This window comes from Pseudoalteromonas sp. SWN29 (assembly GCF_015864465.1).
In the GTDB taxonomy this organism is placed as follows: Bacteria; Pseudomonadota; Gammaproteobacteria; order Enterobacterales; family Alteromonadaceae; genus Pseudoalteromonas.
The window spans coordinates 112717-124763 of sequence record NZ_JADYXE010000007.1; the positions used below are offsets into that span (position 1 = coordinate 112717).

Genomic DNA, 12047 nt, shown 5'->3' on the forward strand with positions numbered 1-12047 from the left:
AACAAGACTGATCGTTTAATTAGTCACTATTTTTATCACACTTTTTATTTACAAACCCCCTTCAAAATCGATCCTTTTATATAGCAAAATATAAACAACAGTATCCACTTTAATTGTATATAATTACGTTTTTATATTTGTTGTTAATAATTATGAGGTCGTTGCAAAATTGACATGAAAATCTTCAATAATAAGTTTGCCAGTAAAGCGCGTCAATTTTACCTTGGGGTAGTAATCGTAGGTATTGTGGTATCTGCCATTGTTTACTTACAGGCCAATTCAATAAAAAATACCTCATCTAAGCTTATGGAGCAGCAAATCCCTTCGCTTCGCGATATTCGATTTGTAGAAACACTTATTGTTAAGCAAGAACGATTACTTTATGAATATTACGCAACGAACGATCAGCAGTTATACCTAACTCACTTTTTAAATAATCATGCCGAGCTGCTATTACTGCTCAACGCCATTGATGCAAACAATAAAGAAGCGCAGCTACAGCAAAAGTTAGCTGAGCCACTAAAAGGTGGATTGAGCCTTGCTTTAGAGTTACATAATAATTTATCGGGGCCCAGTGTTGCTTGGGATTTAGCAAGGCAGCAGTTGGAGCAGTTAACAGCATTACAGGTTAAATTGGTCCACATATTAAAAGTAGTTGAATCGCAAATATCGTTAGGCGTTAAAGAAGGTTACCTTGAAACCGAAACTGACTTACAAACTACAGTACAAGTGGTCATTGTATTTTCATTATTTTTAATATTTGTAAGTATATATACAGGCAGATACGCATCAAAGTTTATTAAACTCAGCGCCCATAATGAGCGTTTAGCGCTATTTCCTACGCGCAATCCAAACCCCATTGTTAGTTTAAGCGCAGACTTAAAGCTCAATTATTGCAACCCTGCGGCTATCGCGATGCATAAAGAGTATGTAGCAGATAAAAACAGCACACCCATTGCATTATTGAGCCGTAATATAGAGCAACAACTACTTGAGGCTAAGCAAACATCGAGCTTTGTAAAGCGCTTTTATACTCAGTTGGACAACCATTACCTCACCTATCAAATACATTGGCTACAAGAAATAGATGCCTTTGATGTGCACATACGTGATGTAACTGAGCAGTTCGAAGCCGAACGTTCACTTGAGTATTTAGCATTTCATCATCCGTATTCAAAAGTACCTAATCAGGCTAGCTTAGAAAGCTACACCAATGAGCTTATTACTTTAGAGCAACCTTTCAGCTTAATGCTGATTGATGTAAATCACTTTAAATTACTATTAGAGCAATATGGGTTAACCGGTGCAAACGAGTGTATAAATGCATTTGCTAAGCATTTATCTAAAAGTGCGCGTGATTTCTCTAAGCGTTTAAATAGTACAAATAAGCTGACTATTTACCATATTGCAGATGCCAACTTTGTGGTTGTTTATACCGCGCAAGACTGTTCAATCACTATAGATGATTTACTCAGCGGAGTTCAAAGTCGTTTAAGCCAAGCTATATCAACCCCTTTTGGCGAAATGCGCATGGGTTTTAATTGTGGTGTAACGCGCTTTCCTACCAGTAATAATTATAATGAGCTACTACTGCATGCAAATATAGCGCTAGAAGAGGCTGTAAAGCGTAATGTACCATTTGCTCATTTTGATAGTGAAAGCGGTGCTAAGCATGCACGTAAAATATATATTGCCAGACGCCTTGAAACAGCAATCGAAAAGCAGCAATTTGAGCTTTACTTTCAGCCTAAAATGCAAATAAAGACACAACAAATAGACAGCTGTGAGTGTTTAATTCGCTGGTTTGATAATGGTGAATTTATATCTCCTGCGCAGTTTATTCCTATTGCAGAGCATAGCGGTTTTATACTACCGCTAGGGGAGTGGATACTCGATACTGCGTTTGAGCAAGCTAAAAAATGGCATCAACAAAACTTAAATATACGTTTAGCAATAAACATATCGGCTAGGCAATTTACTCAGCAGTATTTTGTGCAAAGTATTAAAGACCGCCTAGCGCACTTTGCTGTGCCGGCTGAGTTAATTGAGCTTGAAATAACTGAAACCGCTATTATGGACGATGAAGAATTTGGTATTAGCGTACTACGTGAATTAAGCGAATTAGGTATTAGCTTATCGATTGACGATTTTGGTACTGGGTATTCATCACTGGGTTATTTACAGCGTTTTCCGGTGAATAAATTAAAAATTGATCAGTCTTTTATACGCAATATGGTAACCGACACCCGTGACCAAGCATTAGTATTAAGTATTTGCCAATTAGCTAAAAACTTAGGGCTCGATATTATTGCCGAAGGCGTAGAGGAAGTTGAGCAACTACAACAGTTAAGTGACTATGAATGCGATCAAATACAAGGCTATTTACTGAGTAAGCCAATACCCGCCAAAGACTTTGAAGCCTTTTTAGCTAAAGGAGTTAATTTTTAACGCTTTTTGCTAATTTATGTTGGCTAATTAATAGTGGTAGAATGCAGCGCTTAGCACCACTTGTGTAAAGTCGTGGTCAATAATTTATAAGGTTTGTTGTGTAATGCTGTTAATGATCGATAACTACGATTCGTTTACTTACAACTTGGTGCAATATTTTCAGCGATTAGATCAAGACGTGTTAGTAAAGCGTAATGACGAGCTAAGCATTGCACAAATAAAACAGTTAAACCCGCAGCACATTGTGTTGTCGCCAGGGCCATGTACGCCTAACGAAGCGGGGATTTCGTTAAATGTTGTTGAGCAGCTAAAAGGGCAGTATCCTATTTTGGGGATTTGCTTGGGGCATCAAACTATTGCGCAAGCCTTAGGAGGCGATGTAATTCGTGCTAAAAAAGTAATGCACGGTAAAACATCTCCTATAATGCATACTAATAAAGGGGTGTTTAAAGGTTTAGCTAACCCGTTAACTGTGTGTCGTTATCATTCTTTAGTGGTTAAAGCGCAAACACTGCCTAAAGAGCTTGAAGTAACCGCATGGACTCAAACTGAGCAAGGCGAGTTTGACGAAATTATGGGGTTGTTACACAATGAACTCGCTATCGAAGGTGTGCAGTTTCATCCCGAAGCTATTTTAACTGATCAAGGCTTAGAACTGCTTGATAACTTTTTAACTCGCTTCTAATGTTATAATACACAAAGCATTTAATACTTTATTAATGGATGACATGACCGAACTTGTAGCCCAGCAGCGCACTGCCAAAATACTAAGCCAACGAGCTCATGATTTATTGCTTGGGCATAGCTTTGCGCACCAGCAAATTGGTTTCATTCATACATTAGATATAGATTACGGCGAACCCATGAAGCAGCGCACCTTGCTTCAGGTTGAAGTGGCCGCGCAAAATAAGCGTCAGCAAAGCAGTACTGCACATCATAAGTACCGCGCTCAAGCGAGTGAGCAATTACACAAAACAATTGAAACTGCTATATATAAGCAGCTCGAAGATATAGATGGCGTAATTCATAGCACCATAGGTATTGAAGATGGCATTGCCAACATACTCGATATATTAGCTGTAAAGTCGGCGTCGGTAGGGCGTTTAGAACCATTGGTGAATGACATAGGCTGGTTGGGTAGAGAGTTAGTAACGCTCGTTAATTTACCTTACTACCGTAATCAGCGTAGTAAAAACACATCTGTAAAAGTAGATAAACCGTCGCGAGCCCTTCGTTATATTGGCCTTGATAACTTACAGCTAGTTATACCTACATTTGCCGTACGTCATTGGATGCCACATAGCACCGAACCTTTTTCACTTTTAAAACGCCGGCTACGTGACAGTGCAATGGCAAATGCCATTGCCGCGCAAAAAATTGCACAAATTAATAATGTGAATGACGTACATGCATTTACCCTTGGAATGCTTTTAGATGTAGGGCGAGTTGCATTAGTGCGCTTGTACTTAAAAACGTTTGAGCAAGTATGGCAACGCAAAGTACAACTAGCCCGAAATGAAAACCAAAAAAACTTACACACCGCATTATTAGAACTAAAGCCCGATCCATTATTTTTAACCACGTTGCTTTGTAATAAATCGATAGAAGTAAGCGCTAAGGTAATAGACAAAATGGCTTTTAAATATTTACCGTTTAAAGGTGTAATGCAGCAGTTGGTAAATGGGGTAGATAAAGGCGATACATTACTGCCGTTAACAGAGGTAATGCTAAAAGCACGTTGTTACTCTCAATATCTTAATTTAAAAGAGCATCAACTTATTGAGCCCGATGAAACTCTAAGCTGGTTTTCGCACTTTAAGTTCACTAAAACGGAACTAAAAACCCTCCAATCGAGTAATTTTACCAATTTAGCTATTCAAATTGACTAAAAATCTGAATTTTTTGTTAATTTTTTTGCGACTAACCATTCATTCTCACTCTATTGTTATATTGCATATTTGCCGATTAAAGCGTGCGCGCCTTGGTGCTCATGCGGTTAGTTGTCTAAAAATAAGCATAAATAGCTATGCAAATAGTTATTCACTATCTATGAAATAATATCTTTAGCCCTTTATTTTAAAGGGATACATGAAAGTTTTTAACGAGACAGATATAAGTAATTCTGAAATAATGTGCGTCTGAAAATTGAACCACAAAGCAATTTTGCGCAATTATCAGGTTACTGATCTTGCCTATAAAGTTGGTTACAAATATTAACCAAACACCTATTTTGATGTTTTGTGTTGCTCACAATTAAGAGGAAATAAAATGACAGTCAATCGCGAATTATTTGATCAAGTAATGGTACCTAACTATGCACCTTCAAGCGTAATCCCAGTTCGAGGCGAAGGCTCTCGCGTATGGGATCAAGAAGGCCGAGAGTTTATCGACTTTGCTGGTGGTATTGCTGTTAACTGTCTTGGCCATTGCCACCCTGCATTAGTAGGTGCATTAAAAGAGCAAGGCGAAAAAATCTGGCATCTATCAAATGTAATGACCAATGAGCCGGCACTTCGCCTAGCTAAAAAAATGGTTGATGCTACATTTGCCGAAAAAGTTTACTTTGCCAACTCAGGCGCAGAAGCAAACGAAGCAGCGCTTAAACTAGCGCGTCGTTTTGCACTTGATCAATTTGGCGCAGAAAAATCACAAATCATCGCGTTCAACAAAGGTTTCCACGGTCGTACATTCTTTACCGTAACTGTTGGCGGCCAAGCGGCTTACTCAGATGGTTTTGGTCCTAAGCCTGGCGACATTGTACATTGTGATTACAACGACCTAGCTGCTTTTGAAGCACTTATTAGCGACAATACATGTGCCGTAATGATGGAACCACTTCAAGGCGAAGGCGGAATCATTTCACCGACAGATGAGTTTGCTCAAGGCGTTCGCGATTTATGTACTAAACACAACGCACTGCTTATTTTTGATGAAGTACAAACAGGTGTTGGCCGTACTGGCGATTTATACGCATACCAAGGCTTAAACGTAGTACCTGATATTTTAACTTCAGCTAAAGCACTTGGCGGCGGTTTCCCAATTGGCGCTATGATCACAACAACTGAGATTGCACAGCACCTTAAAGTAGGTACTCATGGTTCTACTTATGGCGGTAACCCATTAGCGTGTGCCGTTGCAGAAGCTGCATTCGATACAGTAAATACACCTGAAGTACTTGCTGGCGTAAAAGCTAAAGCAGCATTATTTACTGAGCTACTTAATGCGGTTAACGAAAAATACAACGTATTTAGTGAAATCCGTGGCCAAGGTTTATTAATTGGTGCAGTAGTAAGCGAGCAATACAAAGGTCGTGCAAAAGAGTTTTTAGTGGCAGGGACTGAGCAAGGTCTTATGTCATTAGTTGCTGGTGCAGACGTAGTACGTTTCACTCCATCTTTAGTAATTCCTGAAGCGGACATTCGCGAAGGTATGGCACGCTTTGAAAAAGCAGTAGCAAGCGTAGTAAACGCATAAGCTATCTAAGCCAACCAATTAAGGGCAAGCACTGCTTGCCCTGCAATTCCTATTTACCGTTATTTATAAGGGAGCAAGCGGACTCATGATGATCCTTCGCCCAATCCAGCAAAATGATTATTCAGCATTACTGAAAATTGCCCACGAATCTGGGCATGGTTTTACGTCTTTGCCTTTAAACGAAGAGCTATTACAAAAGAAGATCGACCATTCAGTAAGCTCATTTGCTAAACAAACGTCACAACCTGGTGACGAAGGCTACCTGTTTGTTCTTGAAGATAGCGAAACCGGTGAAGTTGTAGGAACATCTGCAATTGAAGCGGCGGTAGGGCTTGATGATGCATTTTATCATTATCACTTAAGTAAAGTGATTCACTCTTCGCGTACATTAGACGTATACAAAGCCGTTGATATTTTAACGCTATGTAACGACTACACAGGTGCGACAGAGCTTTGCACATTGTTTTTAAAAGATGGCTATCGTAAAAATTGTAACGGTAAGCTACTTTCAAAAGCGCGTTTTATGTTTATAAAACAGCATCAAGAGCGTTTTGCACAAACAGTGATCGCAGAAATGCGTGGCGTGTCTGACGAAAATGGCAGTAGCCCTTTTTGGCAGTGGCTTGAAGAGCACTTTTTCTCAATGGATTTTCCAACAGCCGATTACCTAACAGGTATTGGCCAAAAGGTATTCATCGCAGAACTAATGCCTAAATACCCAATTTACGTAAACTTGCTTAGTAAAGATGCGCAAGCCGTAATAGGTAAAGTACACGACAACACACGCCCAGCAATTGAATTATTAAAAAGCGAAGGCTTTACGTTTAATGGCTACGTAGATATTTTTGACGGCGGCCCAACGGTTGAAGCAAAAGTAGATAACATTGCAACAATTCGTAATGCTAACGACTTTAACGTTGAAATTGGCGAAATGACTGGCGACACCATGGTGTTACTAGCAAACGAAAAGCTTGAAGATTTCAGAGCAACCGTTACACCAATGACATTCGACGAGCGCGCAAAAAGCCTTATTTTATCGCAAGAAATAGCAGATGCATTGCATTTGCAAGCTGGCGATATTGTTAGTGCAACCACGATTTAATTTAGGAGAAAGTATATGACTCATCCTGCACAATTTATAAATGGTCAATGGTCAGCAGGCCAAGGCACAGAATTTAATTCAGTAAACCCAGCAAATAACGACGTTATTTGGCAGGCTTCATCGGCAACTGCGGCGCAAGTAGACACCGCAGTAAATTCAGCGCGCGAAGCGTTTTATGCATGGGCTGATAAAAGCTTTACTGAGCGCTTGGAAATAATTAAAGCTTTCGCTGCGCAATTAAAAGAAAACAGCGAAGAGCTAGCTATTACTATTGCACAAGAAACCGGTAAGCCACTGTGGGAAACTCGCACAGAAGCGGGTGCTATGGTTGGTAAAATTGCCATTTCTGAAAAAGCATTTTTAGAGCGCACTGGCGACGTAGAAAACGCAATGCCACTTGGCCGTGCAATGATCCGTCATAAGCCACATGGTGTTGTAGCTGTATTTGGTCCGTATAACTTTCCGGGTCACTTACCTAATGGCCACATTGTGCCAGCGCTTTTAGCAGGTAACACAGTGGTATTTAAACCGTCTGAGCTTACTCCTAAAGTTGCAGAGCTTACACTTAAGCTATGGGAAAAAGCAGGTTTACCAGCAGGTGTCATTAACCTTGTACAAGGTGAAGTAGAAACGGGTAAAGCCCTTGCTGCTCACAAAGGTATTGATGGCTTGTTCTTCACGGGGTCTTCTCGTACTGGTCATATTTTACATGAACAGTTTGCGGGTCAACCTGGTAAAATTTTAGCATTAGAAATGGGTGGTAATAACCCACTTATTATTACTGACGTTGAAGACACTAAAGCGGTTGTTCACGATATTATTCAATCTGCGTTTATCTCAAGTGGTCAGCGTTGTACGTGTGCACGTAAACTATTTTTACCAACAGGTAGCAAAGGCGATGTGATACTGGAGCGTTTAATCACAGCAACTAAAGCGATTAAAGTAGGTAACTATGACGATGCAGACCAGCCATTTATGGGCTCTATGATCTCATCAGCTGCAGCAGCGGGCATGGTTAAAGCGCAAAACGAGCTTGTTGAGCTTGGCGGTCAAGTATTAGTAGAGCTTGAGCACACAGCCAATACCGGCTTTGTAACACCAGGTATTATTGAGTGTACAAATATTAATGACTTCCCAGACGAAGAGCATTTTGGACCACTTTTAAAAGTATTCCGCTTTGATGACTTTGATCAAGCCATTGATAAAGCAAACGATACAACCTTTGGTTTATCGGCTGGTTTATTAAGTGATAGTGCAGCAGATTACGACCACTTTTTACGTCGTATTCGTGCCGGTATTGTTAACTGGAACCGCCCAATTACTGGCGCATCAAGCGCAGCACCATTTGGTGGTATTGGCGCATCGGGCAATCACAGAGCAAGCGCATATTACGCAGCCGACTACTGTGCATACCCTGTAGCTTCAGTAGAGCTTGAAAAAGTAGCGATGCCAGCAACATTAAGCCCAGGCTTAAAAATAGATTAAGCAGTACTTAATCACTAAAAAAGCAGCTTCGGCTGCTTTTTTTGTATTGCTATCGTACAAGGCTAGTAATCAGCAGCGCTTTCTGCTTAAATCAAAATAATTAATTATACAAAGGTGGTACAAAAATGGTTTTAGATAGGCAAGGGTACGATGATTTGATCATGTATCTAACTCAAAATTTAGCATTGTTTGAGAAGCCAGGCGAAATAAAACCAGGTGCCCCAACAGTCATGGAATTAATCGAAGACGTTATTGCACAAAATGTGATGCTTATTTGCGAGCAGCACACAAATCTCAACACAGAGCAGCGTAGTCAAATTGTACGCGAAGTTGACGGCATAGTTTACGATTTAGAAGAAGTCCTCAGTAGCATCACCTCACAGCCTGTTACGGCTGAACAGCATGCCTTTATAGATGAATTTGCAGGTTTAGTAAAAAACCTCTTTGATAGCGCTTTAACGCAACAATCTTAGCCATTTTATAGCCCTGCGTTGTATTTTCATTTGCAACTACGGCTAACTTGCTTACAATCAAGAAAATATTTTTTGAGATATAACAATGCAAGCAAATGTAAAATGGGTTGAAGGCGATACATTCATTGGTCGTTCTAATTCTAACCACAATGTTGTGTTTGATGGCGGCAGCGATAGTGCAGCACCAAGCCCAATGGAAATGGTTTTAATGTCAGTTGGCTGTTGTTCATCAGTTGATGTGGTTAGTATTTTAAAAAAAGCTAAACAAGATTTTTCTGATGTGCAGGTGCAACTAAGTGCAGAGCGCGCTGAAACAGCCCCCCGTGTGTTTACTAAAATTAACTTACACTTTGTTGTTAAAGGCAATAATGTGTCTGAAAAACACCTTGCACGTGCAGTTTCACTCTCTGCTGAAAAGTATTGCTCGGTTGCATTAATGCTTGATAAAACAGTAGAAATTACGCATAGCCACGAAGTTGTGCAAGAACAAGCAAAATAACGCTTTTTCCACGAGGAAAATTCGTATAAAATCCGCGAACTTTTCATTCTGCAGGTGCAGAACCCACTAATTTATAGGTTGGTTTATTATGAACAAACCCTTCGATAAACTTAAACTTCATGGCTTTAACAATTTAACCAAAAGTTTAAGCTTTAGTATTTATGATATTTGTTACGCAAAGACCGAGCAACAACGTAAAGAATATATTGAATATATCGATGAGCAGTACAGTGCAGATAGACTAACCGACATTTTAGGTGAAGTTGTTGATATTATTGGTGCTAACATTTTAAATGTAGCGCGCCAAGATTATGAACCGCAAGGCGCAAGTGTCACTATTTTGGTTTCAGAAGAACCAGTAGAAGAGCAGCAAAATTACGATGCTGACGAAGCACCAGGCCCATTACCTGATTCAGTTGTTGCGCACCTAGATAAAAGTCACATTTGTGTACACACATACCCAGAAGCTCACCCTGATGATGGTATTTGTACATTCCGTGCTGATATTGAAGTGTCTACTTGTGGCATTATTTCGCCACTTAAAGCGTTAAACTTCTTAATTCATAGCCTTGAGTCAGATGTAGTAACTATTGACTACCGCGTTCGTGGTTTTACCCGCGACATAAACGGTGTTAAACACTACATTGATCACGCGATTAGCTCGATTCAAAACTTCATGACAGAAGATACAAAAGAAGCGTACCAAATGATGGACGTGAACGTGTATCAAGAAAACCTGTTTCACACCAAAATGATGTTAAAAGAAACCGATTTAAACACGTACTTATTCGGTATTTCGACAGCAGACTTATCAGAGGGCGAAGAAGAACAAATTCGCTCAAAACTGACTCGCGAAATGCAAGAAATATTCTATGGCCGTAACCTGCCAGATACAGAATAATAGCAACGAATTAAACTAAAAATGGCGCTCAGTGAGCGCCATTTTTTTATGTCTAAAAAAGCCCAACTAATTAGCTTAGCTGGGCTTTTAAATTATTAATAAAAGGTTACTTAAGCATGCTGTATAAAAGTGCAAATACAGCAAGTGAGCCAACCGCTAATATAAATAGCGTGCTAAAGCGATTTCGGTATTTATTAAGTGCAGGTACTTTATAAACCGCAATCATTGGCATAATAAATAAAATCATCGCAATGATAGGGCCCGATAACTGATCCATCATATCTAAAATACTTGGGTTTTTAACAGCACAAAACCAAATAGCTAAAAACATGATTAACACACCAATTTTATCGGTAGCTTTTGCGCTTAAGCTTGTTTGCTTAGTTACTAAACCTGTAAAGCTTTCGCGTGCACCTAAAAAGTGACCCAAAAACGACGACGTAATAGCAATAAAAGCAACAAGCGGCCCAAGTGTGGCAATAAATGAGTTGTCAGTAATATTAGCAAGGTAGGATAAAACCGACACGTTAGCTGCTTTAGCCGCCGCCATTTGCTCGCCTGTAAGCGACAGCACGCAAGAGAACACAAATAACAGTACAAAGGTAATAAGTAGCAAGCTAGTACGCTTTAAAATCGCCTCAGACTTACGTGTAGCTTGTTCGCCATAATGACCACGTTGCACGTTTACAAAGCTAGAAATAGCCGCTGCGTGACTAAACGAAAACACAATTATAGGAATCGACAACCACAGCGTTTTACCAAAGCTGCCCATTTCAGGCACTGTCATATCTGGCATCTGCCAGCTAGGGATTAAATAAAGCGATAAAAACAACAATATGCCCACAAGCGGATACACTAAAATAGCAAAGGCACGTAGCATCAAGCGCTCGCCGCCCATCATTAAGCTAATCATACCTGCAACTAATACACCTGAAAGTAGCACGCGAGAAGGTGATTCCATCCCCATTTGATTAACCATAAAACTATCAACAGTATTGGTTAAGCCCACACCGTAAATAAGCAAAATTGGGAATATAGATAAAAAGTACAACAAGGAAATTAATCGACCCGCAGTCACACCAAAGTGTTCTTCAACTACGTCGGTAAAATCGGCATCTTTATTTTTTGACGACAGTACAAATCGTGCTAGTCCACGGTGAGCAAAAAAGGTCATTGGGAACGCTAAACACGCCATAATAATTAACGGCCAAAAACCGCCAATACCAATGTTAATAGGCAAAAATAAAATACCCGCGCCAACGGCGGTACCAAATAAACTTAACGTCCACTGCGTATCGTGCAGGTTCCATTTAGTTTTTGTGTTTGAATTTTTGCTTGAATTAGTGTGTGTGTTTGTTGATGCATTTGAAAGCGTTGCATCTTGAGATGTTGTCATGTGTGTGTGTTCATCCATTATTTAAATAATAACTGCGCCGAAGGGTATAGTTTTTAGTTAAAAATTTCATGTTTTGAGGGTGTTTGTAGACTAATTAATTAGACCCAATAGGAGGACAAGTGTCATGAATACTAAACAGCGGTGTAAAAGTGAGCAAACCCCTTGAATGGCAACACCACATTACAATTTACTGTAGATACCATCTCTTCTAACCAGCCTCAAGCTTTCTTTAAATAGCTTGAGGCTGGTATTCAGTTTGATTCTTCACA

10 protein-coding genes are annotated in these 12047 nt (G+C 39.8%); 9 read left to right on the top strand and 1 reads right to left on the bottom strand.

Annotated features, from left to right (window positions below):
- Positions 1-174 precede the first annotated feature (174 nt).
- The 9 genes from I6F53_RS20570 (at position 175) to speD (ending at position 10382) form a co-directional block, all read left to right on the top strand.
- Positions 175-2448: a putative bifunctional diguanylate cyclase/phosphodiesterase gene (locus tag I6F53_RS20570; protein WP_166420089.1), complete on the top strand. Its 2274-nt coding sequence runs from the start codon at positions 175-177 to the stop codon at positions 2446-2448.
- Positions 2449-2551: 103 nt separating this feature from the next.
- Positions 2552-3133 (top strand): anthranilate synthase component II, encoded by a 582-nt coding sequence (locus tag I6F53_RS04385; protein WP_197238620.1) that lies wholly within the window; start codon positions 2552-2554, stop codon positions 3131-3133.
- 43 nt (positions 3134-3176) lie between these two features.
- Positions 3177-4337: an HDOD domain-containing protein gene (locus I6F53_RS04390; protein WP_197238621.1), complete on the top strand. Its 1161-nt coding sequence runs from the start codon at positions 3177-3179 to the stop codon at positions 4335-4337.
- A gap of 379 nt (positions 4338-4716) precedes the next feature.
- Positions 4717-5922, top strand: coding sequence for an aspartate aminotransferase family protein (locus I6F53_RS04395; protein ID WP_197180123.1), 1206 nt, complete (start codon positions 4717-4719; stop codon positions 5920-5922).
- Between the two features lie 85 nt (positions 5923-6007).
- Positions 6008-7024 (top strand): arginine N-succinyltransferase, encoded by a 1017-nt coding sequence (astA, locus tag I6F53_RS04400; RefSeq protein WP_197238623.1) that lies wholly within the window; start codon positions 6008-6010, stop codon positions 7022-7024.
- 15 nt (positions 7025-7039) lie between these two features.
- Positions 7040-8509 carry a succinylglutamate-semialdehyde dehydrogenase gene (gene astD / locus I6F53_RS04405; protein ID WP_197238624.1) on the top strand — a complete coding sequence of 490 codons (1470 nt, stop codon included), beginning with the start codon at positions 7040-7042 and terminating at the stop codon, positions 8507-8509.
- A gap of 125 nt (positions 8510-8634) precedes the next feature.
- A complete protein-coding gene (locus I6F53_RS04410) occupies positions 8635-8982 on the top strand; it encodes a DUF3802 family protein (RefSeq protein ID WP_024593801.1) in 348 nt (115 codons plus the stop codon).
- Between the two features lie 85 nt (positions 8983-9067).
- A complete protein-coding gene (locus I6F53_RS04415) occupies positions 9068-9481 on the top strand; it encodes an OsmC family protein (RefSeq protein WP_024600073.1) in 414 nt (137 codons plus the stop codon).
- A gap of 88 nt (positions 9482-9569) precedes the next feature.
- Entirely contained in the window at positions 9570-10382 is an 813-nt protein-coding gene (gene speD, locus I6F53_RS04420; RefSeq protein ID WP_024593800.1) for an adenosylmethionine decarboxylase, read from the top strand.
- A gap of 106 nt (positions 10383-10488) precedes the next feature.
- Here speD and I6F53_RS04425 read toward each other — a convergent pair whose 3' ends face one another.
- On the bottom strand, positions 10489-11778 hold the full coding sequence (locus I6F53_RS04425) for an aromatic amino acid transport family protein (RefSeq protein WP_197176318.1): 1290 nt from the start codon (positions 11776-11778) through the stop codon (positions 10489-10491).
- Positions 11779-12047 lie beyond the last annotated feature (269 nt).

What these genes read in the sequence shown, in the direction of transcription:
- astD (WP_197238624.1), top strand. Translation starts at nt 7,040, where the DNA reads ATGACTCATCCTGCACAATTTATAAATGGTCAATGGTCAGCAGGCCAA.
- I6F53_RS04410 (WP_024593801.1), top strand. Translation starts at nt 8,635, where the DNA reads ATGGTTTTAGATAGGCAAGGGTACGATGATTTGATCATGTATCTAACT.
- I6F53_RS04415 (WP_024600073.1), top strand. Translation starts at nt 9,068, where the DNA reads ATGCAAGCAAATGTAAAATGGGTTGAAGGCGATACATTCATTGGTCGT.
- I6F53_RS20570 (WP_166420089.1), top strand. Translation starts at nt 175, where the DNA reads ATGAAAATCTTCAATAATAAGTTTGCCAGTAAAGCGCGTCAATTTTAC.
- astA (WP_197238623.1), top strand. Translation starts at nt 6,008, where the DNA reads ATGATGATCCTTCGCCCAATCCAGCAAAATGATTATTCAGCATTACTG.
- I6F53_RS04425 (WP_197176318.1), bottom strand. Translation starts at nt 11,778, where the DNA reads ATGACAACATCTCAAGATGCAACGCTTTCAAATGCATCAACAAACACA.
- I6F53_RS04395 (WP_197180123.1), top strand. Translation starts at nt 4,717, where the DNA reads ATGACAGTCAATCGCGAATTATTTGATCAAGTAATGGTACCTAACTAT.
- I6F53_RS04390 (WP_197238621.1), top strand. Translation starts at nt 3,177, where the DNA reads ATGACCGAACTTGTAGCCCAGCAGCGCACTGCCAAAATACTAAGCCAA.
- speD (WP_024593800.1), top strand. Translation starts at nt 9,570, where the DNA reads ATGAACAAACCCTTCGATAAACTTAAACTTCATGGCTTTAACAATTTA.
- I6F53_RS04385 (WP_197238620.1), top strand. Translation starts at nt 2,552, where the DNA reads ATGCTGTTAATGATCGATAACTACGATTCGTTTACTTACAACTTGGTG.